Origin of the sequence: Streptomyces rhizosphaerihabitans (assembly GCF_025399795.1) — a bacterium.
Classification (GTDB): Bacteria; Actinomycetota; Actinomycetes; order Streptomycetales; family Streptomycetaceae; genus Streptomyces; species Streptomyces rhizosphaerihabitans.
Window position 1 is genome coordinate 61,719 of sequence record NZ_JAODTZ010000005.1, and the last position, 24,054, is coordinate 85,772.

General features: G+C 68.2%; 19 protein-coding genes and 3 pseudogenes. 10 read left to right on the plus strand and 12 right to left on the minus strand.

Going from position 1 to position 24,054, the window contains the following annotated elements; all coding sequences use genetic code 11:
- Positions 1-495: 495 nt before the first annotated feature.
- Together N4G66_RS06660 and N4G66_RS06665 are read left to right on the plus strand one after the other, a co-directional pair.
- Positions 496-921, plus strand: a complete 426-nt coding sequence (locus tag N4G66_RS06660; protein ID WP_261703023.1) for a hypothetical protein — start codon at positions 496-498, stop codon at positions 919-921.
- A 96-nt stretch (positions 922-1,017) separates the two neighbouring features.
- Entirely contained in the window at positions 1,018-1,347 is a 330-nt protein-coding gene (locus tag N4G66_RS06665; RefSeq protein WP_261703024.1) for a helicase associated domain-containing protein, read from the plus strand.
- A 51-nt stretch (positions 1,348-1,398) separates the two neighbouring features.
- Here N4G66_RS06665 and N4G66_RS06670 read toward each other — a convergent pair whose 3' ends face one another.
- The 4 genes from N4G66_RS06670 to N4G66_RS06685 all read right to left on the minus strand — a co-directional run bounded on the left by N4G66_RS06670 (position 1,399) and on the right by N4G66_RS06685 (position 3,660).
- The gene (locus N4G66_RS06670) at positions 1,399-2,790 is read right to left on the minus strand and encodes a ThiF family adenylyltransferase (RefSeq protein WP_261703025.1); all 1,392 of its coding nucleotides are present in this window, start codon (positions 2,788-2,790) and stop codon (positions 1,399-1,401) included.
- On the minus strand, positions 2,772-3,176 hold the full coding sequence (locus N4G66_RS06675) for a hypothetical protein (RefSeq protein ID WP_261703026.1): 405 nt from the start codon (positions 3,174-3,176) through the stop codon (positions 2,772-2,774). The genes N4G66_RS06670 and N4G66_RS06675 overlap by 19 nt, the downstream gene beginning before the upstream one ends.
- Entirely contained in the window at positions 3,173-3,454 is a 282-nt protein-coding gene (locus tag N4G66_RS06680; RefSeq protein ID WP_261703027.1) for a multiubiquitin domain-containing protein, read from the minus strand. The genes N4G66_RS06675 and N4G66_RS06680 overlap by 4 nt, the downstream gene beginning before the upstream one ends.
- A gap of 65 nt (positions 3,455-3,519) precedes the next feature.
- Positions 3,520-3,660, minus strand: a complete 141-nt coding sequence (locus tag N4G66_RS06685; RefSeq protein WP_261703028.1) for a hypothetical protein — start codon at positions 3,658-3,660, stop codon at positions 3,520-3,522.
- Positions 3,661-4,192: 532 nt separating this feature from the next.
- On the opposite strand from N4G66_RS06685, the gene N4G66_RS06690 reads away from it, so the two are divergent.
- Entirely contained in the window at positions 4,193-5,332 is a 1,140-nt protein-coding gene (locus tag N4G66_RS06690) for an ImmA/IrrE family metallo-endopeptidase (RefSeq protein WP_261703029.1), read from the plus strand.
- A gap of 416 nt (positions 5,333-5,748) precedes the next feature.
- On the opposite strand, the gene N4G66_RS06695 is transcribed toward N4G66_RS06690, so the two are convergent.
- The 3 genes and pseudogenes from N4G66_RS06695 to N4G66_RS06710 all read right to left on the minus strand — a co-directional run bounded on the left by N4G66_RS06695 (position 5,749) and on the right by N4G66_RS06710 (position 8,579).
- A complete protein-coding gene (locus N4G66_RS06695) occupies positions 5,749-5,880 on the minus strand; it encodes a hypothetical protein (RefSeq protein ID WP_261703030.1) in 132 nt (43 codons plus the stop codon).
- 374 nt (positions 5,881-6,254) lie between these two features.
- Positions 6,255-7,105, minus strand: a pseudogene (locus tag N4G66_RS46200) (transposase).
- A 91-nt stretch (positions 7,106-7,196) separates the two neighbouring features.
- Positions 7,197-8,579, minus strand: a complete 1,383-nt coding sequence (locus N4G66_RS06710) for a hypothetical protein (protein ID WP_261703033.1) — start codon at positions 8,577-8,579, stop codon at positions 7,197-7,199.
- 815 nt (positions 8,580-9,394) lie between these two features.
- On the opposite strand from N4G66_RS06710, the gene ltrA reads away from it, so the two are divergent.
- From ltrA to istB, 5 genes are all read left to right on the plus strand, one after another.
- Positions 9,395-10,870, plus strand: a complete 1,476-nt coding sequence (gene ltrA / locus N4G66_RS06715; RefSeq protein WP_261703034.1) for a group II intron reverse transcriptase/maturase — start codon at positions 9,395-9,397, stop codon at positions 10,868-10,870.
- 179 nt (positions 10,871-11,049) lie between these two features.
- Positions 11,050-11,295 carry a transposase family protein gene (locus N4G66_RS45840; protein ID WP_391858765.1) on the plus strand — a complete coding sequence of 82 codons (246 nt, stop codon included), beginning with the start codon at positions 11,050-11,052 and terminating at the stop codon, positions 11,293-11,295.
- A 150-nt stretch (positions 11,296-11,445) separates the two neighbouring features.
- The gene (locus N4G66_RS06720; RefSeq protein WP_261703035.1) at positions 11,446-13,062 is read left to right on the plus strand and encodes an IS1182 family transposase; all 1,617 of its coding nucleotides are present in this window, start codon (positions 11,446-11,448) and stop codon (positions 13,060-13,062) included.
- A 58-nt stretch (positions 13,063-13,120) separates the two neighbouring features.
- Positions 13,121-14,539: an IS21 family transposase gene (istA, locus tag N4G66_RS06725; protein ID WP_261703036.1), complete on the plus strand. Its 1,419-nt coding sequence runs from the start codon at positions 13,121-13,123 to the stop codon at positions 14,537-14,539.
- Entirely contained in the window at positions 14,536-15,306 is a 771-nt protein-coding gene (istB, locus tag N4G66_RS06730; protein ID WP_261703037.1) for an IS21-like element helper ATPase IstB, read from the plus strand. The genes istA and istB overlap by 4 nt, the downstream gene beginning before the upstream one ends.
- A gap of 1,019 nt (positions 15,307-16,325) precedes the next feature.
- Here istB and N4G66_RS06735 read toward each other — a convergent pair.
- Positions 16,326-16,547, minus strand: a pseudogene (locus N4G66_RS06735) (histidine kinase dimerization/phospho-acceptor domain-containing protein); the annotation flags it as partial.
- Positions 16,548-16,829: 282 nt separating this feature from the next.
- Here N4G66_RS06735 and N4G66_RS06740 point away from each other — a divergent pair.
- Positions 16,830-17,570, plus strand: coding sequence for a sensor histidine kinase (locus N4G66_RS06740; protein ID WP_261703038.1), 741 nt, complete (start codon positions 16,830-16,832; stop codon positions 17,568-17,570).
- Positions 17,567-18,160, plus strand: a pseudogene (locus N4G66_RS06745) (response regulator transcription factor); the annotation flags it as partial. The gene N4G66_RS06740 and the pseudogene N4G66_RS06745, both read left to right, overlap by 4 nt.
- Here N4G66_RS06745 and N4G66_RS06750 read toward each other — a convergent pair.
- From N4G66_RS06750 to N4G66_RS06765, 4 genes are read right to left on the minus strand one after another with little or no spacing between them, the layout of a single operon-like run.
- Entirely contained in the window at positions 18,110-19,639 is a 1,530-nt protein-coding gene (locus tag N4G66_RS06750) for a sensor histidine kinase (protein WP_261703039.1), read from the minus strand. The pseudogene N4G66_RS06745 and the gene N4G66_RS06750 overlap by 51 nt on opposite strands.
- Positions 19,640-19,668: 29 nt before the next feature.
- Positions 19,669-20,412 (minus strand): response regulator transcription factor, encoded by a 744-nt coding sequence (locus N4G66_RS06755; protein WP_261703040.1) that lies wholly within the window; start codon positions 20,410-20,412, stop codon positions 19,669-19,671.
- A gap of 50 nt (positions 20,413-20,462) precedes the next feature.
- Positions 20,463-22,661, minus strand: coding sequence for an ArnT family glycosyltransferase (locus N4G66_RS06760; protein ID WP_261703041.1), 2,199 nt, complete (start codon positions 22,659-22,661; stop codon positions 20,463-20,465).
- Positions 22,662-22,678: 17 nt separating this feature from the next.
- Positions 22,679-23,968, minus strand: coding sequence for a bifunctional glycosyltransferase family 2/GtrA family protein (locus N4G66_RS06765; RefSeq protein WP_261703042.1), 1,290 nt, complete (start codon positions 23,966-23,968; stop codon positions 22,679-22,681).
- Positions 23,969-24,054 lie beyond the last annotated feature (86 nt).

Below are 24,054 nucleotides of genomic sequence, written 5' to 3' on the forward strand. Positions count from 1 at the left end.
GACAGGACCCGCTCGGCGAGCTGTCCGTGCAGCCTGCCGCCGGCTGTGTCGGCTTCGGTGAGCCAGTCGGCGGCAACCAGCAGCGCGGCGTGTTCGGCGACTTCCTCGGGTGTCAGGACGCAGAACATCGAGAGGGACTTGGACGCGCACTGATACGCGGTGGAAGGCATCCGCGATGCGCCCGACCGCCCGGGAAGAGAGCTCGTCTTCCTGGCGCGACGCCCATGACCTCCGGTGATCCATACGACTCAGCCTCTGAGGGCGCAGGACACCAGCCAGCCGACGACGGCCAGGACTGTCCACCGACCGCAGGCAGCTTCGCAAAAGACCCATTCGGCCGGCTTGCCATCGCATCCTCCAGGGCACCCGGCGTGCGACTGGGCGGCCTCGGCCACACCCTGGGGACATGATGGATCACAGCCCCCGACGGGCCCGCCGCAGGGACCTCAGCTGGGGCAAACCGCCCCGCGTCCTGCGAGTGGACGCCGCCGCCCCGTGCTAACTCACTCCTTCGCAGCCTTCGGTGGTTTCGTGGTGGGGGTGCTCATCGGCATCGTGGGTGCCGGCGGCAACGCCGACGGTTCCCCGTCAGCCGCCTCTCGGACGGCATCCACCGCGGAGGTTCCGTCCCAGACCCACACGCCGTCGAAGGCGACCGGGACGGCGCAAACGACCTTGTCACAGATTCCCGGTGACGGCACCTTCCTGGTCGGCCGGGAAGCCCGGCCGGGAACCTACCGAAGCGCTGGACCAGCCGAAGCCCTGACAGACTGCTACTGGGCCCGCCTCAAAGGCACCACAGGCGACCTCACCGAGATCATCGCCAACAGATCCGGCAAAGGCCCGGCCACCATCACCATTCTCGCCACCGACAAGGCGTTCCAGACATCCGGCTGCCAGACCTGGAAACGACTCGACTGAGCACACAACGAGGGCCAAGCCCTCGTGTTCCGAGGAGCCCGGCAGCACCCTTCCCGCCGGAGCGAGTGAACTCATCGTCCAAGGCCAGGACTGGGCATGTGGATCACCGGGCAGCGGGCCGGGTGGGACAAGCTCATGCCCGCACAGCAGTGGCTCCTGGAGAGCATCGGCATCGAGCACCAGGCCGAGGGCGGACCGGTGCCGGGCGCGGCCCGGTCGCAGGACGCCCGGTGGACCGCCAACCTCGCCGCCGCCCGCCAGTTCCACGCCCGCGAAGGACACCTGACCGTGCCCCGCAAAGCGGTGGAGACCGTCGACGGCATCGAGCACAAACTCGGAGCCTGGCTCGACAACACCCGCCGCCGGGCCGCCAAACTCAGCCCGCAATGCCGCGCCGAACTCGACCAGCTCGGCATGCGCTGGTAGGCCTAGAGAAGGGCAGCGTGCGGGCTCGCTCTGGTTGGTGGATCTGCTCAGTCAGCTGGATGCCACGTTGCTGGTGGGTCGGTCTCCGAGCGCGAACTGCTCTTGCGGGCCGCACCATCGGCAGTCGGGTTTGGTGCTGGAGTTCATGAGGTCCCGCGTGCGGGTGCGGGGGCGGTGCAGGATGTTGGCGTGGTCGAGGTCGTCGTCGTGGAGGCAGCTCACTGCATGCATGAAGTGGCTGACGGCTTCGGCGGCGGTCAGGGCGTTGAGGGGGAGAACGCTGGCGGCTGGCATGCCGGGGACGTATTGTGCGGCGGCTCGGTCAGCGGGGGTGTGCATGTCGATGGCGAGGTCGGTGGGGTTGATCAGTCCGTCACACCACAGGCAGCCGGTCCCGGGCAGAAGGAGACGGGTGACGGCGTGGATTTGTCCGACGGTTCCGTCTCGTACGGGGATCTTCACGCCCGCTTGAGTGGCGGGAACGAGGTGCTGGTGCACGGCGGCGTTGGTGAAATGACGGGCAGCCGCGCCGTCGGCTGCGAGGAAAAGCCAGTCGCACTGGCGCAGTTCGGTTTGGACGTGGGGCTGCTCGACGCGTTCGGTGAGAACAGTGAGGGCGATGTTTGGCTGTGCTTGCCGGGCCAGTCGGCTGGCCAGAGCGGTCTTGGGATGGCCGACGTCATCTGCGGTCGCACCGGAGAGGCGGGGCAGATTGGTCTCGTCGACGAGATCATCATCGATGAGGACCAGGTGGCCAACGCCGAGGCGTGCGAGGTACTCGGTGATCAGGTTGCCCACCCCGCCCAGACCGATGACGGCGACCTTCATCGCTTGGAAGGTCCGCTGCCCAAGGTCGCCGAAAATGCGCACCTGGCGGTCGTAGGAGGCGTGGCTTGTATCTGGGGTGCACGCTGTGGCCGGCTGGGGGCGTAGGCGCAGGAGGTTGTTGGCGGGGATGACGACTTCGGCGAGGTCGGTGCGGGTGCCATCAGGGTTCCAGAGATCGCCGGCTGCGGCCTGGGGGGTGAGGACGAGTCCGCAGACAGGGGTGTTGCTGATCTGAGTCAAGGCCGGGTAGCCGCGTTCGTGACTGGCCAGGTCGGTGGGCGAGAACTCCACGCGAGTGGAGCCGCCGTGGTTGTGAACCGCGATGTAGGCGAGGTGTTCGTCGCGGGCGCGCAGGATGTTGTCGCGGACAAAGGCTGCAGAGAGAGCGTGGTGTCCGAAGGTGCCGCGCCCGTAGTCGATGTGGTCGCGGGCAAGGATGAGTTCGCGGGCCAGGAGACGCAGACCGCGGGGGCCGTCGGTCCATCCGGCGAGGAGGACGGCGCTGTGGGCCGCCCGGTCGCCGGGGAACAGGTGAGCGGTCAGCTGTCGCCAGAGGCGGGCGGGGATGGTCAGGCTTGCTCCGGCGGCGGGTGGATTCACTGCGTGGTCAGCCATGCCAGGATCCTCACTGCCTTGTTGACAGGGGTGTCGACCGCGGGGTCGCGGTGGTTGGAGCGTCGGGAGATCTGCAGTGCCGACTCGGTGGGGCGTCCTTGCCAGGTGACGTGCTGGATGGCCGGGCCGTGGGGCTGGCCGTCGGTGCGGGTGAGCGTGCCGGTGTAGTGGGGGTAGACGTCGGCATCGGGGTGGGCTGCGGAGATCTGGAAGCCGAGCCAGGTCCGGGCCGGGGTGTAGGCGGGGCCGACGGGCTGGTCGCTGATGACGACGTAGACGCCGCCGGATCCGTCCGGGGTGATGGTGAGGGCGTCCGCCCCGAAGTGTCCACGGAGCTCTGTGAGAGCCGTGTCGATCGGGGCGGTCACCGCCGAGTACGTCGTCACGAGTTGTCGTCCGGAGCAACGGCGAGGAAGTCGAGATTGCGGTGGATGTGGACCGTGTCGGTGTCCCCGACGATGTCGTAGCGGTTTCCGCGCTTGACGGAGAGCTGGAAGCCGGGGTCGATCGGCAGGCCCTGCGCGGCAGCAGCCTGCTTGATCTCCAGACCGGTCATCTCCCGCTCCGGCAACTGCACGGTCTTGTTGTTGATGGTCACCGGGATCGTGCTCGGAGGACGGCGATCCTGATCGACGAGGCTGGCCTGGTCGGGCGTTGCACTCATGAGGTGCTCCTTTCTGCCCCGCCGTGCGGCAGGGCAATGCTGCAGTGAACGGCTGAGGACACGGCCTACTTCTTCTTGGTCTTCTTCGAGGCCGTCTCGTTGACGGTCGTCGCCGGGCTGCGGCGCACCGTCGACTGCTTCACGAACCGGCCCGTGATCGCACTGCGACCACGCTTGCCGCTGGATGCGCTGCTCTTGCCTGCCATGAGCCTCCCTTCGCAAGTCCGTGCGTGGTTCTGCACAGACCAGACCGCTTCAAAGTTTCATACACCCAATAGGTGCATAGAACTTATTGACCTTGCTCCGGAGGATAGCATGGAAGCGTCAGGTATACGGAAGAGGATTCTGAGGTTGCTGGTGGAGATCGCCTTTGAGGACGCCGGACTCGCGCATGCCTGCAACAACGGCTCCGCCAGAAGGGCCCGCTTCGGCGACGGAGGCTCAACCGCCCTCCTCAGGCGCCTCGGTCAGATGTCGGCCGCCTACCACCTGGCTGACCTGCGGCACGTTGCAGCAGCGCGGCTTCGCCCCGCATCCAACGGAGACTGCTTCACTCTGCTCGTGTCGCTGGGCCCTCACGGCGACCTCGTCCTCCGCCCTCGGGATGACCCGCCCCCCACTCACGACGACGGCACCTTGAACGAGCACGCCGTACGCGCAGTAATCGTCACCGCGATCTACCGCCCCTGAACCCGCCACAGGCCCGCCCCGCAGCCTCGCCGACCGAGAGGCACTCACGTGACCCCGCCCGCCGCCCCTCACCAGTTCTTCAGCCCAGATGACGTCCTGCCCCCGGGTGACACCCTCAAGGAACAACTCGAAGCCCTCGGCATCCCCCAGGCCGACCTCGCACGCCGCACGGGGCTGTCAACCAAGCACATCAACCAGATCGTCCAGGGCAGCGCCGTACTCACCCCGGAGACCGCCCTGCTCCTGGAACGCGCCGTCGGCATTCCGGCCTCTCTATGGAACCAAATGGAAGCCGCCTGGCGCACCCATGTCAGCCGCACGGAGAGCCGCGAGGCGCTCAGCAACCACCTCGACTGGCTCAAGCGCTTCTCACTGGGGGAACTCGTCAGGCGGGGCATCCTGCCGACCAAGGAATGCACCGTAGACAACCTCGAGCAGCTGCTGGCGTTCTTCGGCGTCGCAGACCCCGAAGTCGCGGAGAAGGTGTGGCGCAGCTACCGGACCGCCTTTAGGCGCTCCACCGTTCTCAAGCCGGACGACTATGCCACCGCAGTATGGATGCGCCAGGCCGAGCTCAAGGCACGCACCCTGGACTGCGCTCCGTACGACCGCACAGCGCTGCTCGAACTCCTCCCCCGCCTTCGCGCCCTAACCATCCAGGAACCAGCGCTCTGGCTCACCGAAGTTCCACGCCTGTGCGCCCAAGTTGGCGTCGCCGTCGTCTTCGTTCCCGCGCCCCCCAACAGCCGCGTCTCCGGCGTCACCCGCTGGCTCACCCCCGAAAAGGTCGGCGTAGCACTCAGCGACCGCTTCAAAAAGGACGACCACTTCTGGTTCACCCTCTTCCACGAACTCGGCCACGTCCTCCTGCACGGCAAACGCCTTACCTTCATCGATGACACTCACCGCGCCGACGACACGACACCCGAGGGGGACCGCAGTGAAGCCGAAGCAGACGCCTTCGCCGCCGACACCCTCATCCCACCCGAGCACACGGCCGCCTACCGGTGCCTCGCCCAACGCCCCATGCCGTTCAGCAACATCGAGTCCTTCGCACAGCAGGCAGGAATCGCACCCGGCATCGTCGTCGGACGCCTCCAATACGACCGCGCCCTGGAGTGGACCCACGGAAACAAACTCAAACGCACCATCGAGATCACTCTCTCCGGTGACCTAAAAACTACATAGCCACCCGAAACGGATCACGCTCGCCTGCATAGAAAAGAAGGAAGAGGAATCCGCTGTGTGTCGTCTGGACCCGGTGCTGTCTCGGCAGCGATCGGCTGCATGGTCAGGCGCCGGGCAAAGTGCGCAGAAGCCGGCGGACCGCGCGAGGGACAGCCAGGCGGCGGGCGATACCGGGTGCGGCGTAGGCGGTGACGACCAGGACAGCCACGGCGGCGAACATGGAAAGGGGCCGCTCCAGCAGGACAGCATCAGCACGCTGCCACTCAGGAGCAGAACGGCGAGAGCGAGCGTGAGCGCCTGGTCCTGGTCCTGCGCCTGGTCCCGCCGCGTCTGGCGCGTCTGGCCGGTCATGCGCGGCGCAGGCATCCAGAGGGCACCTGCCCTTCGGGCACGACGCGCCACAGGCTCCCGCCACCTCACTCGCGGTACTCCGAGCAAGAGCCGCGGCCGACCGCGACGATGCACGATGTCACCCGCTCGCCCCGGTGCAGATAGCGCACGATCGGCGAACGCGTCGTCGCCACCCACCCCTCGTTCCACGCCGGCATACGCACCGCCACCTTCTGCACGGCCCGCCACGTCGACGCGCACGATACGGAAGCGACGGCAGCGGCGGGGGGCGGCGAAGCAGCGGACAAGGCGGTCGCAAGGACGGCGACGGCGGCGGCCGCCGTGGTGGGCAGACGTCGGGTCAGGTCCATACACCGGTCAACCCCGCTCCCCACCCGCCCGGTCACGGCTCCTCCCAAGATCGCCCATCAGGGGCAGCCGGGCTTCCCGACTCGCGGTGCTGGCTGTCAGCGAACCAGCCTGGACAAGCGTCATCTCTGTCCGTCACAGACCAGCACGCCAATTCACTACGCACCGCAACCCGGAGTCTTTAGAGGTCCTACCGGTAGTTCGTTAAATCCGGCGGTAGAGGTCAATGCCGCGCCCGGTGGTGACGGCGCCGATCAGGGCCTGGAGTTCGGAGGGCGGGTCCGTGTCCGTCCAGGCCTGCCGCCATCGACTGAGGGTGATGGCGGGGGTGAGCCAGGAACGGATGGCTCGTAAGGTCCTGGGGCAGCAGGGTGGTTGGGGCTGGTTTGACGGGTTTGGTCCCCCTCTCTGACCCCTGGTTGGGGCAGGGGTCCGGCGCGGTGGCATCCAGCGGTCCAGGGGGAGCGAACCACTGGTCCCAGCAGAAGGAGAAAGCGCAGTTGACCAGGGTTTGGTGGCGGTGGATGGCGCGGGCGGAGCGGACCTGGAAGTCGGCCCGGCCGAGTTCGTCCTTGATCTGCTTGTAGCTCTGCTCGATCCACGACCACAGTCCGTAGAGACGAACGATCTCGACGAGGTCGGCCGACGGGTGCGGGCCTGTGCCGTTGTCCGTCTTGCCCAAGCGGCCCGGCCACTGCCGACCCACGTGTGCGGTCGCCGTGCCGTCCTTGCGGTCCCCGGAATCATCGATCACGATCACCCCGCCGTCATGCGGAGCGTCGCCGGCTCCTCGCACAGCAGCTCAAGCCGCCGGTCGTTGACCTGCTCGGCTTCCCACGGCGACTCCGGCAGGAAGAACTGCAGCCGCTGCACCTCCGGCATCCCCGCACCTGTCGCCGGTTCCGCCCCGGCCAGGCAGGTGATCGTCTTGTTCCGGTCCCACGGTGCCGGCAGACCGGTCAGGTACTCGCGAAACCCCCGCCGCTGGGCCAGGCTGAAGAACAGGTCGTCGAACCGGGCCGCGTACTCCTCCGATGGCCCCGGCGCAGGCGGACACGGACGACGTGGAGTCATACGCGGCCTCCAACAGGGAAGTTGCCTCCTACCACCGGCCTACGGCCCACTTGGCCTGCCGTCAACCCACACCACCGCCGGATTTAACGAACTACCGGTAGTAAGCGCCGTAGGGGCTCCAGTCTCGGAGGAACGGCTTCAGATCGTCAGCGCGGGGGGCGGGGATCTCGGGGAGCTGAAGCTGCTGAAACATCGGATGGACCCGCGCCACGTGATCGGTGGCCCACAGCATCCACTCTTCAGCCGCCGTTCGTTCCGGTCCAGGCGGAAGCGTCGCCACGTGCGCCTGGGCGGCTTCCAGGTAGGCGCCCAGGCGTGTCGCGCGGCGCCAAGCGGCCTCTTGCGAGTCCAACTGTCGGACGCGGTAGTCCTCGGCGTACTGGTCACAGGCCTCGGCCATCGCCGCTTCCCAGCGCAAGTGCTTCTGTTGTGCCTGCTCAAGGTCGGCTAGGCGCTTGCGCTCGGCCGCCTCACCGCGCAGTCCGATCTCGTGGACGATTTCTGAGAGCTGCTCCTCCAGGAGACGCTCCGAGTTGTCCGCCCATTCGGACCCATGATGGGGATGGCCGCCTCGAAGATCGAACCGCAGCCGATCGGAGGGTGTGTAGTCGTATCGGGGGATCCTGACCCAGGAGTACCTCTTGGCTTCTTCGAGTTCCCTGTCCATCGGAACGTGCTCGCTTCGGTCCTTCTCCTGAACCACTCGGAACTCGATCCTGTCCCCTTGGGCTTTGATCGTGAAGTGCGGATCATGCGGAAGGCGGCGGTTATGCCGCGGTCCCGCGCCCACGGTGCCGGCAGCACAGGTATGACCGTTGCGTTCGACGGCGGTAAGAAGCGCGTGCACGATGCGCAGAGCGCGTTGCTGGACTGGCCGTGTCAGCCCGAGCGGTTGCTTCGCCTTCTGCATCGCCTGGACGACGGCATGCGGACGGGTCAGCCGTGCTGGCACCACCACCGGTTCCAGAACGGCCAGGCGCCACGCGGGAATGTCCACGAGCTTGATCTCGACGCCCTCACGGCGCTTCCAGTACTGCAGCTCTTTAGTCTTCGGGATTCGTCCGGATCGGCTCGCCGAGGCGGCACGGCTCAACCAGGCGTCAGCGTCGGGGCCCGACTTCAGGATCCTGCCGCTGGCTGCTTCCAGCTCCTCCAGGAGCTGGTCGGTGTACGTCTTACGCGGCTGCTGCGGAACACCAGGCAACGAACCTGGGGCAGCGGTTTTGGGCAACCGGGGGATGGGAAGCGCTCGCAACGGGGCCTTCGGCACCGGGTAGGTGCCGTGGGCCAGGTAATGGCGCCCTGCGTCGGTCAGCACCGCATTCCACACGCCACCTCGTCTGGCCACCTTGACCAGCCCACGGTTTTGCAGAGCCTGGCAGCTGGTCTTGTAGGCGGCGGAAGCTCCCTCGGGGCATCCCTTTCCCACCCACTCCAGCACCGTCAGCTGCCGTTCGTTGAGTGTCTGCTTCATGCCGCGCGCCCTCTACCGATCGACAAGTTCGGCCTGGATGCTGCCAGGGATGGAACCAGTCAGTGTGCATTACCGGAGCTGATTAGCCCGAAAGGATGTGCTCGTGGGTGATCGGGCGGGACTCAGCTGACCTCATCAGAACTCACCCTGCAGCGTCCCTCAGGGCCTCGTCGAAGCGTGTCGACGGTCAAACAATCCGGCTCTGTCGAGGATCTTGTTTGCGCCGTGAGGCGCTGTTGGTTCGAGTGGAGGTGAAAGACCTGCACCAACGCCCTGTCGCAGCAGGGTCGTTGAAGCTGAGGGCAGTCTGATCCGGGTGGTGCCGGGGAGGGCGAGAGCGGCCCTGACAAAGCCGGGACGTGCCAGTACTGCCAGATGGTGCGGGTCCGGCGAGCATGATGGAGAGGAGTACGCAAGGAACCGGCGTGTTACGTCTCTTAAAGCGACACCGGCTCGAATCTGGTGGATCTGGGCCGGATGTGGCGCGTATCCGGGTCATTCCTTCGGGTGATCTGGAGAACTCCTGGGGCGGTATACAAGAGCTGCTCGGGAGGCCGTGGGGAAGGTCTGCGGCGTACTCGCGGCGATGCCACAGGGACACAGTCGGGCTCCTACTTCATCGAGCGAACCACAGTGAACACGGGAACCGTCCCGGTCCTTGCCCTTCGCGCCGCGTCCGGCGGCGGTGGCGGGGCTGAGTCCACCGACGACTGATCGGTCCGGGAGGGGGCGGAGCCGCCGTAGTACTCCGAGGCCGGGAAAGCCGGTCACACGGGGAAGGGCGGCAGCGGTATCGAGAAGGGAAGGATGCTGCAATGCCGGAAGATGCGCCGCCGAACGGCGACGCTCCGCCAACGGGCCCCGAAATGGGGCCCCGTCAGCGGGTATCGGAGATGCAGGCCAAGCTTCACCGTTGGGTGGCGGCCGACCCCGGCCGCGGGTTCGACGACCTGTTCAACTTCGTGCACGATCCGGCCACGCTGCGAATCGCGTGGGACCGGGTTGCGGGCAATCAGGGGGCGCGGACTCCCGGCGTGGACGGCCGCACGGTCGGCTGGATCGAGTCCGAGATCGGCGTCCCGGCCTTCCTGGCCGAGGTGCGTGAGCGGCTCAAGGCACGGGCCTGGAGCCCGATGCCGGCACGCGAACGCGCGATTCCCAAGCCCGGTGGCTCGGGGAAGGTCCGCAAGCTCGGGATTCCCCGGGTGGAGGACCGCTTGGTCCAGGCGGCACTGAAACTGGTGCTGGAGCCCATTTTCGAGGCCGACTTCGAGCCGGTTTCCTACGGGTTCCGGCCCGCGCGGCGGGCCCAGGACGCGATCGCCGAGATCCATTACTTCGGTACCCGAGGCTATCGGTGGGTGCTGGATGCGGATATCGAGGCAGCTTTCGACAACGTCTCGCACCGCGCCGCTATGGACGCGGTGCGGGTCAGAGTCAAGGACAAGCGCGTACTGGAGCTGGTCAAGGCGTTCTTGAAGGCTGGTGTCCTCACTGAGGACGGTCAGTACCAGGACACTCACACCGGCACCCCGCAAGGCGGGATCCTTTCACCGCTGATCTTCAACATCGTCCTGTCGGCGCTCGACGAGCACCTGCACGGGCCGTGGAAGAACGGCGGGGAGATGAGCACCGGCTCCCGGCGGGACCGACGTCGTTACCTGGGCCTGCCCAGGTGGCGGGTCGTCCGTTACGCGGACGACTTCGTCGTCCTCGTGCACGGCACTCGCGACGACGTCGAAACGCTGCATGAAGACATCGCTCATGTGCTGGAGCCTCTGGGTCTTCGTCTGTCACCGACCAAGACCCGAATCGTGCACATGACCGACGGTTTCGACTTCTTGGGGTTCCGCATCCAGTGGCGCCGCAAGCAGGGAACCAACGACAAGTGGTACGTCTACACCTTCATCGCCGACCGGCCCCTCCGGTCGTTGAAGGCGAAGATCCGTGCCCTGACCCACAGGACGTCGCAACACCCTCCCAGGGACGTGCTGATCCGTCTCAATCAGATCATGCGCGGCTGGGCCAACTACTTCAAGCACGCAGTGGCGAAACACACCTTCAGCATGTTGGAACACTTCGTCTGGTGGCGGGTGGTCCGGTGGCTGAGGGCTCTGCATCGCTGGAGGTGGAAGGACGTCCGCCGGTGGCTCGCCAACCCCCACGGGGGCTGGCGCCGCCCGCACGCGGATGGGATCGAACTGTTCGACCTCCAGACGGTAACGGTCACGCGTTACCGCTACCGGGCGTCGAGGATCCCCAATCCCTGGGCCGGTATCAACCACGCCTGACGGCAGAGACCGTGGAGAGCCCGTTGCGCTGAGAGGCGCACGGCGGGTTCGGCGAGAGGTCCGGAGAAACGGACCGGGAGTGATCCCGGCACCGCGCTCCGGGCCTACTCAGCGACGTCGCCTGCCTGGTGTGCGGTTCAGGGGGTTTGGGGCGGTTGCTGCCGCATTTGGCCGGTGTGGTGATCGAGTCGATCGAGCGTGAGGCCGGAACGGTCACGCTCTGTGCTCACTCCGCGGTACCGACGGCGAGGTGTCCAGGATGTGGGGTGGTGTCGGGGCGTGTGCACGGTCGGTACATGCGCCGGCTCGCTGATGCACCTGTCGGCGGAGCTGTTGCGGTGATCGAATTCCGTCTGCTGCAGTGGCCCAGGACAGCAGCCGTGACGGAGCATGATTCATCGGACCGTTTACGGCCAACCCGTTGAGCGTCAGCGTCACGGACGGACGATCGAAGCCGGAAGGCCAACGGCCCGCACCGTGTGGATGCTGTTGGTAAATCGGGTGTGGGTGTGACGACGGCCTGCATGACTCCGTTGGGGTTGTGTGGGCCGTCGTTGTGTTGAGGGGTGGGTTCGGTGTCGTTGCGTGGGGTGGATCTGGGGGAGATCCCGGAGGGGACCGCTCGGCTGGCACGTGCGGTGTTCCCGAAGGGCTGCCTGGTGATGCGGGTGCGGGATGCACTCGGGCCGGTTTTCTCGGATGCCGATTTCGAGGAGCTTTTCCCGATCAGGGGGCGGCCGACGGTGTCTCCGGCCCGGCTCGCGCTGGTGTCGGTGTTGCAGTTCGCCGAGGGGCTGACCGACCGGCAGGCCGCGCACGCGGTCCGCTCGCGTCTGGACTGGAAGTACGCCCTTTCGCTGGAGTTGGCCGACACCGGATTCGACTTCTCTGTGCTCAGCGAGTTCCGTGCCCGGCTGGTCGATGGCGAGGCCGGCCAGATGGTGTTCGATGCAGTACTCCGGGCGGCCGGCGAGGCAGGGCTGGTCAAGGCGGGCAAGCGGCAGCGCACGGATGCGACCCACGTGCTGGCCGCAACGAGAGACCTGAACCGGCTGGAGTTCGTGGCCGAGACACTGCGGGCGGCACTGAACCAGGTAGCGGAGGAGGCCGGGGACTGGTTGGTGACGGTGTCGCCGCCGGAGTGGTTCGACCGCTACTCGGCCAGGCCGGAGGACAGCCGCTTCGCGTCCCGGTGGGCGGCCCGCGTCGAACACGCCGACCAGTGCGGGACCGACGGCATGATGTTGCTGAAGGCCCTCTGGTCGGCCGTGTCACCGCCCACGTTGCGAAGCCTGCCCGCGGTGGAGTTCCTGCGGCAGACCTGGGTGCAGCAGTTCCACCACGTTGAGGGCACCGTGCACTGGCGCGGGACGAAGGACCTCCCACCGGGCCTGATCCGCTTACGGACCCCCTACGAGCCCGAGGCCCGCACTGGTTCGAAACGGGATCTGGGCTGGTCCGGATACAAGGTCCACCTCAGCGAGACCTGCGAGCCCGACGCCCCGCATCTGATCACCCACATGCGCACCACGCCGGCGCCCGTCAACGACGTCCTCGTCCTGGAGGACATCCACACCGCCCTGGCCGAACGCGGTCTCCTGCCGGACGAGCACCTGGTGGACGCCGGATACATCGACGCCGAACAGATCCACCACGCCCGCCGCGATCACGGCATCGAACTGGTCGGCCCGGTCAAGTCCACCACCGTGAAGGGACAGGCGACCGGAGACATCTTCGACAACACCCGCTTCACCATCGACTGGGACCAGCGCCGGGCCGTCTGCCCCGGCGGACAGACCAACGTCGTCTGGCGGGAAGACCAGAGCGAGTGGGGCGCTCCAGTCACCCGGGTCCGGTTCGCCGCCCGGCACTGCGACCCCTGCGAACTGCGGACCTCGTGCACCAACTCCAGGACCGGCCGCAATCTGACCCTGAGACCGAAGACCGAACACGACATCCTTCAACAGGCCCGTATCGAGCAGAACACAGACCACTGGCGCCGCCGCTACGGACACCGAGCCGGCGTCGAGGGCACCATCTCGCAGGGCGTCCACGCCTTCGGCCTACGCAGATCCCGCTACCGCGGCCTCGCCAAAACCCGGTTGCAGCACCACTTCACCGGCGCCTGTCGCCGTACGTGTGAACGCGGCCAGTCACGTACGAGTGAAAAGGGCCGCTTGTTGATGCGGTGAGTCCCGTTGCTCGGCACTCTGCTGCTGGTTGGTAAGGGGCGGCGGAGGGCGGCTGACGATGGTCTTGGACCCGCAACGCTGGTTGGAACTCCGGCGCTTCCGTGCCCTGTTCGAGTCCGGTGCGGTGACTCTGACGGAGGTCGCCAAGGAGACGGGCCTGAACAGGAAGACGGTCCGCAAGTATCTGTCCGGCCAGGCCCCGGCCGCGCCGCCGAGGAGGGTGTCGAACGGCCGGACACGCAAGAAGGCGGTGGACGAGGTCGCGCCGCTGATCGACGCGATGCTCAAGGCGGAGATCCTCATCAAGGGTGCGGTGGTGCACGAGCGCCTGGTGAAGGACTACGGCTCCACCATCAACTACCAGCGCGTCAAGCTCTATCTGCAGGAAGCCCGTCCACGAGTCGCCGAGGAACTGGGCATCGCGCCGCGGGAGTTGGCGGGCATGCACCGCCGCTTCGAGGTCGTGCCCGGGGCCCAGGCCCAGGTCGACTGGGGCGACGAAGGCAAGGTCCTCGCCCACCTGGGCATCCCCAAGGTCTATTCGTTCCACATGACCCTGTCGTACTCCCGCGACCCGTTCTGCTGCTTCACCACCAGCCAGGATCTGCAGACCTTCTTCGACTGCCACCGGCGGGCGTTTGCCCACTACGGCGGGGTGCCAATGTCGATCGTCTACGACCGGACCAAAACCGTCGTCCGCCGGCATGTCGCGCCGGGTGAAGCGGTCCCGCTGCATCCGGAGGCGGTGGGTTTCGCCGGCCATTACGACTTCGACATCGACGTGCTGGCCGCCTACCGGCCCACCGGCAAGGGCCGGGTCGAGCGCCAGGTCCTGATCGTCCGCGACCACGTGCTCGCAGGACGGGCCTTCTCCTCCACCGAGGAGATGGACGCCGCGTTCATGGCATGGGTGCCGCAGCGACGCGCCCGCACCCATGCAACCCACCACGAGGTCATCGGACATCGGGCCGCCCGCGACCACGCGGCCCTCAAGCCGTTGCCACCCACCCCTTATCTGGTGGCCGAACGGCAACTGCGGCATGTCGGCAAGGACTGCCTCGTCGCCTTCGACGGCAACCTCTACTCGGTCCCGGCACGCAAGGTCCGCCCCCGCCAGCTGGTGGAGATCCGGGCCACCAAGTCGCAGATCAGCCTGCACTCGGCCACTGCGACCGCCGACAGTGACAGTTTGCTGGCCGTCCATGCAAGGGCTGTCGGCCGTGGTGTCCGCGTCGTCGACGAGAGCCACTGGAGTGGACTGCCCGAGGGGAACAACCGGCGGACCACGACCGAAGTGTCCTTCTCCCCGCCGCAGCGGAACGCCACCTCCGGGCAGGGCGCCGGACCGCTCCAGGCACTGCTCAACAGGGCCGCGGCCACCCGGATCGAGGTTGGCCGCCGGCCGCTGTCGGTCTATGACGAACTCACCGGCACCCGGCCCTTCAACTCCCGTCCCCAGAGCAAGGAATCGTCTTGAGCGAGCTGACCGGCAACCGCATCCGCACCACGGCCACCAAGCTCGGCCTGCCCCATCTCGCCGACGGACTGGACCAATTGGCCCGCCGGGCCGAGGAGGGCAAGCTCGGCTATCTCGACTTCCTCGACCTGGTGCTGTCCGAGGAACTCGCGGTCCGCGACGACCGCCGCTTCCGCCGGTCTCTGCTGTTCTCGAAGCTGCCGCACCACAAGACGCTGGATGACTACGACTTCTCGTTCCAACCCGACCTCGACCCGCGCAAGATCAAGGACATGGCCACTCTCTCGTTCATCGAGGCCAAGGCCAACGCGGCCCTGCTGGGTCCGCCCGGGGTGGGCAAGACGCACATCGCGGTCGCCCTGGCGGTCGCTGCCTGCCGAGCCGGGTTCTCGGTCTACTTCACCACCCTCGACGACATGGTCCGCCATCTCAGGGCCGCCGAGGCAGCAGGCCGACTGACCAGCAAACTCGGCTCCTACCTGCGGCCCGGCGTTCTCGTGGTCGATGAGGTCGGCTACCAGCCCCTCGAACGCGCCGAGGCGAACCTGGTCTTCCAGGTCATCTCGAAGCGTTACGAGAAGGGCTCGATCATCCTGACCTCGAACAAGACCTTCAGCGAATGGGGACAGGTGTTCGGTGACGAGGTCCTCGCCACCGCGATCCTCGACCGGCTCCTGCACCACTGCGACGTCGTCGCGATCAACGGCCCCAGCTACCGACTCAAGAACCGTCTCAAGGCCATCGAACGGGACACCAACGTGGCCTGACCACTGGCCACGTTCAAACGTACCGACCCGGCCACATCGGAGAGTACGTGGACAGCGCCGCCATCAACCTCGCCCGCATCGATGCCTGGCTCACCGGCAGACCACTCGCCAAGACCCGCGTTCCGCCCTTCGCAGCACTCCGCCGGCGCTGGATGAGATCCAGCGGGGCGGAATTAACCAACAGCATCCGGTCGGGGCGGGCCGTTGGCACTGGATCTTCCTGCCCCGTGTTCCGGCTACGGCCGACACTCTGAGTCTGCTGCGGAAGCTCTGGAACTCGGGGCTCGAACGGAGGGCGTCCTCCTGGTCCCTGTCTACACAGCAAAGGTCATGGCCGGTCTCTAGGTGGCGGTCAAGGACGGCTCCATCGAGCCTGGTCAGACGACTGATTTCTGGCACACCGGCGGGCTGCCCGGACTCTTCGGTCATGCTGAATCCATCGACCGCTTCGACGGTCTCCTCTCGACGTTCCCTGCGTAGCCCAGCATTGGCGGGCTCACCAGGTGAGCGCCGATACGTCATCGTGGTGACCACTTCGGACTCACGGGTGTTCATCGGCCCGCACGACGGACAGGGACACCGACGTGTGATGCAGTGGGCATGAGGGTGATCGCGGCAGAGACCAAGATCTCGGAATGCGGGACGGGGCCTCTCCGTGCTCGCGAGGGTGGCGGCAGATGCGCCCGACCCAAGCCAGGGACTTCTCGAGCACCCACCGGCGTAGCTGCCTGCGTTCTTGAGGTCGGGCTAGGGGCCAAGAACGCGGTCAGCTGCTGATGGTCCTTCACCCGAACGACCGCCTTGCATCGCCGATCGCGCAGCACGACAGCACCATCAAGACGAGAGCGGCCCATCCCCACGCGCGGGGTCGCTCCCGTTCCCGTTCAGCGCCCTGCCGTGCTTGCAGCCCGGACACGCTGAACAGGCGCCGCGCATCGGTCGGTGCGCGCACGGTGAGGGGCCCGACCTCCGACTTCGGGCCCCTCACCAATGTCTCCCATCTACCGAGCGGTTGCCGTCGCCTCGGACATCGCGCGCAGTCCGGCGAGCGGGGTGCGCAGGTCGTGCGAGATCCAGGCGACGAGTTCGCGGCGCGAGGTCTCCAGCGCCCTTTCGCGGTCGCGGGACTCGGCCAGCTTGCGGCTGGTGTCCGCCAGTTCACGGCTGAGGGCGGAGAGTTCGGCGGTCGTCGGGCCCTCGGGGGCCGCGAAGTCGCCGCCGTCGCCGAAGGAGCGGGCCGCTCGATCGCGTCCTGGCTGCTGATGTCGACGGTATGTGGAGCACTGGTCTTTCGGTGGCGGTGTCCGGTGGCCGTGGGCTGGTTCACGGTGGCGGCCACGGGCGCCTACTACGTAGTAAGTGCCGTCGACGGGCCGTTGGTACTGGTTCCGATCGTGGTGTTGTACTTCATCGCGGCCCAGGGTGGTCTGCAGTCTGCCGTCGCGATGGCCGCGACAATGGCGATCGGCGTGGGTGCGGGCACCCTCACGACCAAGAGCGATGTCACCGGCAGGGCGGTGTTCATGCTCACGGGCTGGCTGGTCGCCGTAGTGGCCCTGGGTATCGTGCGGCGCGGTCGGGTCGCCTATGGGGAGGAGGAAACGCGGCTGCGGGCGGCCGAGGAGCGCCTGCGCATCGACCGGGAGCTGCACGATGTGGTCGGGCACAACATCTCGATGATCAACGTGCAGGCGGGTGCCGCGCTGTACCGGTTGAAGAAGGACCCGGCTCAGGCCGAGGAGGCGCTCGGCGCGATCAAGGCCGGCAGCCGGGAGGCCCTGCGTGAGCTGCGGGCCACCCTCGGTGTGCTCCGTCAGGTCGACGAGGAGGCGCCCAGCGCGCCCGAGCCGGGGCTGGCCCGGGCAGAGGAACTGGTGGCGTCCGCCAGGCCAGCGGGGCTCACGGTGCGGATCGAGCGGAGCGGGGCTGAGCGTCCGCTGTCCGCCCCGGTCGACTTGGCCGTCTACCGGATCATGCAGGAGTCGCTGACCAACGCCGCCAAACACAGCGGCGCCGGACGGTTCATGATCCAACTCGCCTACCGGGACGGGGAGCTGACCCTGACCGTCGAGGACGACGGCGGGGGCGCTCCAGCCTGCCCGGCCGGGTCCGTTGGCGGCAGCGGGATCGCCGGCATGACAGAGCGGGCGCGGGCACTGGGTGGCGAGCTGACCGCGGATCCTCGCCCAAAGGACGGATTCACGATGCGGGCCCGGCTGCCGTACGGGATCACAGGAGAGCCGACAGAACGGAGTGACCGATGATCAGGGTCCTGCTGGCGGGTGACCAGCGGCTCGTCCGGGCCGGGTTCCGGTCGATCCTGGCGGACCAGGACGACATCGAGGTAGTCGGAGAGGCCGCGGACGGGCAGGCCGCGGTCTCGGCCTGCCGCGAGCTGCGGCCGGACGTGGTCCTAATGGACATCCGGATGCCGGGGATGGACGGTCTGGAAGCCTCCCGGGTGATCGCCGGGGATGAGCGGTTGGGGTCGGTGAAGCTGGTCATCCTGACGACCTTCGATTTGGACGACTACGTGTACGGGGAGCTGCGCGGCGGGGCGACGGGCTTTCTGGTGAAGGACACGGGGCCGGAGGAACTGGTGCAGGCGGTACGGGTCGCCGCGCGGGGTGATGCCCTGATCAGCCCTTCGGTCACCCGGCGGCTGATCGCCGAGTTGGCAGGCCGGGTGCAGGGTCCGAGGCCGAATCCCCGGCTCGATGGTCTGACCGAACGGGAGCGCGAGGTCATGCGGTTGGTGGCCGCGGGGCACATGAACGACGAGATCGCCGCACGGCTGGTGCTGTCACCGTCGACGGCGAAGACGCACGTCAGAAGGCTCCTGACCAGAGCCGGCTGCGGGGAGGACCAGGCGGAAGGTACAACCGTGGCCGGGGGTCGTGTCGAGTTCGAGGCGGCCGCCGTGACCCTCGGCAATGGTCGCGGCGATGGCGAGACCCAGGCCGCTGCCGCCGTGGAGGCGGGAGCGGGCCGGGTCGGCGCGGTAGAAGCGCTCGAAGACGAGCTCTGCGTCGACGGGTTCGAGGCCCGGCCCTTGGTCCGCCACCTCGATCACGCTGATCGGCGTGCGCTCCGGCAGGGCCGGTGAAGCGGTGAAGCGTCCGGGTCGGTCCGTGCCGCCGGCTCCGGGACCCGCCTCGGTCGTGCCGACGCGGACGTGGACGCGGGTGCCCGTTGGGGTGTGGATGCGGGCGTTGGAGAGCAGGTTCTCGAGAATCTGCCGCAACCGGTGCGGGTCGCCGACGGTTTCCGCGACGTCGAGTTGCTCGGCTCCGGTGGGATCAGCCGGGGTGTGCAGCGGGCCGAGGTCGACGGGGTGGGACGCGCTGTGGGCGACGGTCGCGGTGACGGCGTCCGCCGCCAGGGACAGCAGATCGACCTGTTCCCTCCGGTACGAGGGTTCCTTGTCCAGGGTGGTCAGCAGCTGGAGGTCGTCGACGAGTAGGCTCATGCGTTGCGCGTTCTGCGCGATGAACCGGTTGGCCTCCCGCAGTTCCCGCGCCGGGCGTCGCTCCGGACGCAGTGCGAGTTGGGCGTAGCCCTGGATGACGGTGAGCGGGGTGCGCAGTTCGTGCCCCGCGTCGGCGACGAACCGACGCAGCCGGGCCTCGGACGCCTCACGGGCCAGCAGCGCCTTCTGGAGGCGGTCGAGCATGGAGTTCAGAACCCGGCCGAGGCGTCCGATCTCGGTGCGCGGATCGGTGTCGGGCAACCGCAGGTTGAGCCGGCCCGCGGTGATTTCCTGGGCGATGCCTTCCATCCTGGTCAGGGGCAACAGGCCCAGCCGGACCACCCACCGGCCCAGGGCGACCAGGGCGACGATCGTGACGGCGAGCAGGACCGCGTTCAGCCACAGGATCTTCGAGGCGGCGCCGTCGACGGTGTCTAGCGGCAGGGTGACCACCGCATTCATGCCCCCGGGGCCGGGGTTGAGCATCACTCGCCAGCGGCCGTCACCGCTGGTGGCAGGCAGGGTTTCCGGATGCCCGTCCCGCAGACCGAGGTCCTGCGCGTCGTCGGTCAACCGGGGCCCTGGCTTCGTTTCGGAGCCCAGCGAGCCGTTCAGGAGGCGCCCGGAGGCGTCGTAGAAGTAGACGTGGAAGTCCGAGGGCAGTATGTCCGGTTGTTCCCCCGGCGTCGGCAGGGTCCCGTCGAGAGCGTCGTGGAAGGCCGGCGCCGGCGGGTGGAACTCGACGAGTTGCTCGTCGACGCGGTCGAGCAGCCAGGAGCGCATCACCACGTAGCCGAGGGCCTGGGAGGCCAGGACGGCTGCGGTGGCGAGGACGGTGACGCCGAGGACGAGGCGTCGTCTCATTGATCCGGACGGCCGGGGCAGGAAGCGGGTCACTGCTCCGGCGTCCCTCCGTGGTCGCGGGAGAGTCGGAGGCTGTAGCCGACCCCCCGCACTGTCTGGATGAGCGGCGGATCGAAACGGTCGATCTTCTTGCGCAGGTAGCGGACGTACGTCTCGATGATCCGGACGTCGCCTGCGAAGTCGTAGCTCCAGACGTGGTCGAGGATCTGGATCTTGCTCACCACCTGTCCGGCGTTCGCCAGAAGGTAGGCCAGGAGCTTGAACTCGGTGGGTGACAGCGCGATGTACTCCCCCGAGCGGTGCACCTCGTGGGCGCCCTCGTCGAGTTCCAGGTCGGCGTAGCTCAGGACGCTCGGCATCACCCGCGCCGTGATGGCCGGAGCCGTTCGGCGCAGGATGGCTTCGATTCGCAGCAGGACCTCCTCGATGTTGAACGGTTTGGAGACGTAGTCGTCTCCGCCCGCGCGCAGGCCGTTGACGCGGTCGTGGGTGCCGGTGCGGGCGGTGAGGAACAGGATCGGACAGTCGTTCCCCGCCGCCCGCAGCCTGCGGGTCACCTCAAAGCCGTCCAGGTCGGGCAGCATCACGTCGAGCAGCACCAGGTGCGGTTCCAGGCGTTCGACCTCCAGGAGGGCCGACTGTCCGGTGTCGGTGCTGCTCACCTCGTATCCGGTCAGCCGAAGCGTCGCCTCCAGCAGGGTACGGATGCTGGGCTCGTCCTCGACCACGAGGAGCCGATGTCCCGGCCTCGCTGCTGGGGGCCTGTCGGTCATGACGTCTGCTGATCCGTTCTGCCGTCTGGCGGCGCTTGCTCCGGCCCGGGTTACTTGGCGGCGCAGTCGTAGAGCACGCTGGCTCCCCCGAATCCCATCACACCTCCGCTGTCCGACTCGGAGGACGTGCCGCCGTAGGACGACGCCGGCACCTTCGTGCAGTTGTCGGCGATCCAGTCGGAGCGCTGCTTGGCGTATCCGCCGGACATGCCGCCCGGCCCGCCGCCGTTGGTGCCGGAACCCAGGATGTAGCGCAGTTCGCCGTTCTTGGCCCACTCCTTCAGCTGGGCCACCGACGGCGCGTTGTCGCTGTTCGTGAAGCCGCCCATGCCGATGACGTTCTCGTCGCTGCCCAGGATGAAGGGGCTGGCGGACAGGGCGCCACCCTCGACGGCGAGCTTGATGCGTGCGTCGGGTGCGTGCTTGACGGCGTACTGGAGGATCTTGCGCTGGTCAGCGGTGAGTTCCCCCCTGCCGCCGGGACCGCCCGGGGCACCTCCCGAGCCGGCACCAGGCATGCCGCCCGCTCCCGCCGTGGGCATGCCGGAAGGCATCCCGGACGGCATGCCGCCGGACGAGGGTGCACCGGATCCGCTCGAGGACCCGCCGGCGCCGGGGAGGCCCGGCATGTTCGACGGCATCCCGGACGGCATGCCCGACGGCATGCCTCCGCCGTTCCGACCTTGCCGGGGCATGCCGCCGCCTCCGCCGAAGCCCATCGTCGTCGGACCGGCCGTCGGGTTGGAGCCGCCCATGCTGGTGGAACCGGGCACGCTCACCGCCCAGGCTCCGGGAGCCACCAGGACCGACGCCACCGCCGCGCCCACGGCAACCGTCAGCAACCGGGCGTTCCGTCGTGCCAGCACCAGCAGGACGACGGCGGCACAGCCCACGAGCAGCACCGGCCACACCAGCCAGCCGTTCCAGTCGGGTACACGACGGACCAGCACCACCGCCCAGACCACGCTCACCACGACCCCGGCCGCACCGGCCAGTGGAGCCCAGCGGAAGCCCGCACGGTGCACACGGACCAGGCCGGCCGTCAGCCCGCCGCACAAGGCGGCGATGGCCGGGGCGAGCTGGGTGGTGTAGTAGGGGTGGAAGATGCCCTTCTGAGTCGAGTACACGGCCGCGCAGACCACCAGCCAGGTTCCCCACAGCAGCCAGCCGGAGGCCGGCAGCAGGGCCGAGGCCGGCAGCTTCCCGCGGCGGTGCAGCACCGCCACGACGACCGCGACGGCCAGAGCCAGCCCGCAGAGGGGCAGCAGCCAGCTGATCTGACCGCCCACCTGCGTGTCGAACATCCGGGTCAGGCCGGACTCGCCGCCGAACCCGCCGGCGAACCCGCCGCCGCCTCCGCCACCCATTCCCTGGGGTGCTCCGTCACTGGAGCCGAAGACCCGCCCGAGTCCGTTGTAGCCGATCACGAGGTCCCAGGCCGAGCCGTCCGTGCTGCCTCCGATGTAGGGGCGGTCGCCCGGCCACAGGGCGACCATGGCGACCCACCACAGGGAGGACGCCGCCAGGATGGCTCCCGCGCCCAGCAGACGCCCCACTCGCGGAATCCAGGGGCCGCTTGCTCCCACGAGCCAGGCGAGAGCGAACGCGGGGATGACCATCCAGGCGGCGAGCATTTTGGTGAGGAATCCACACCCGATCAGGAAGCCGCTCGCGCACAGCCACCAGGTCGCGGACCTGCCCTCGGCCTGCAGCGCGCGGGTGAGCGCGTACGCCGCCGACACCAGCAGCAGGACCAGCAGCGTGTCCGGGTTGTTGTCCCGGTTGATGGCCACGGTGATGGGCGTGAGCGTGAGCACCAGGGCGGCGACCAGCGCCGCGCCCTCACCCGCCCAGCGGCGCACGGTGCGGTGCAGCACCAGCACCGCGGCCACTCCTTCGAGCATCTGCGGCAGGATCAGAGCCCACCCGTGCAGCCCGAAGATCTTGCTGCTGATCACCTGGGGCCACAGCGCGGCCGGCGGCTTGTCGACCGTGACCACGCCGACCGGGTCGAAGGAGCCGAAAAGGAAGTTCGTCCAGCTCTTCCCCATCGACTTCACGGCCGCCGAGTAGTAACTGTTGCCCCAGCCCAGGGAACCCAGTGCCCATCCGTACAGGATCGCCGCGAGCACCATGACGGCTCCGAGTGCCGCGGGTGCCGCCCAGGTGGGCAGCGAGCGGACGGACGTACGCCTCCCGGCGTGCTCCGAAGCCGCTGGTACAGACGTGATGTGCGCGTAGTTGCTCATGTCTCGTTTCGCTCTCGTCAACTGGTACGGCTGCGGGGGCCGGCGAAGACGGCCAGCCGCAGGGTGGCGAAGCGCACGCCGGTGACCGCGACGGACGCCGCGGCGAGGACCGCGGTCTCGGCGGCCGGTGAGGCGCCGGGATCGAGCCACTTGAACCACAGCACCGCCCCGGAGGTGACCAGGTAGCCGAGAACGAACAGCCCTCCAGCACCGAGGTGGGCGCGGGCGGGCGCGGTGGAGGAGTGCCGGAAGGTGAGGCGCCGGTTCGCCTCGGTGTTGAGGACGGTGAGGACGAACAGCGAGACCAGGTTGGCGACGGCGGGAGTCCACCAGCCGCGTGCCAGCCAGTACAGCAGCGCCTGCCCGACCGTGGAGACGACGCCGATCGCGATGAAGCAGCCGACCTCCCACGACAGCACGCCGCGTCCCGTGGCGGGTGCGAGGATGGCGTCGGGGTGCTCGGCGGATGGTGCGGGGCGCGGTCGGATGTCGACGCGGGCGCCGCCGGAAGCCTTGAGGCGCGCCATGCGCCACAGGCCCCGCAGGTCGTCCGTGGCGGTGCTCACCACGTCCACCCGGGTGTCGACGTCCTCGACCCAGTCGACCGGCACCTCGTGGACGCGCAGTCCGTTGTGCTCGGCGAGCAGGAGCAGCTCGGTGTCGAAGAACCACGCGTCGTCGCGGGTCACCTTCAGCAGGGGCCGGAGCACCTCCGTACGGGCCGCCTTGAATCCGCACTGGGCGTCGCTGAAGCGGACTCCGTGGGTGAGCCGGATGATGCCGTTGTAGCAGCGGGAGACGAACTCGCGGCGCGGCCCGCGCACTGTACGCGCGCCGGGTGCCAGCCGGGAGCCGATCGCGAGGTCGGAGTGGCCGCTGGCCAGCGGGGCGACCAGCGGGAGCAGCCCGTCGAGGCCGGTGGACAGGTCGACGTCCATGTACGCCACGATGTCCGCGTCACTGGCGCCCCAGACGGTGCGCAGGGCCAGCCCGCGCCCCTTCCGGTCCAGGTGGACGACGCCTACCCCGGGCAGTTCGTCGGCGAGGCGGCGGGCGGTGGCGAGGGTGTCGTCGGTGCTGGCGTTGTCGGCGACCGTGATCCGCCAGGGGAAGGGGAACCCCTCGGACAGCCGCGCGTGGAGGGTGCGCAGGCACCCGGGGAGGGCGCGTTCCTCGTTGTAGACCGGTACGACGATGTCCACCGTAGCGGTGCCGGCGTCCGGGAGAAGGACCCGGTCGACGGGCTGGAATGAGGCCGGCCGCTCCGTACGGGCTGCGATTTCGGCAAGGTGGGGGGTGGGAGTCATGGCTTCCTCAGGCATGAGGGGACGGCAGACTGCGGCTCACAGGCCCTGATCCAGGGCTGCGGCCTCACTGTCGCCGCCCCGCCTGT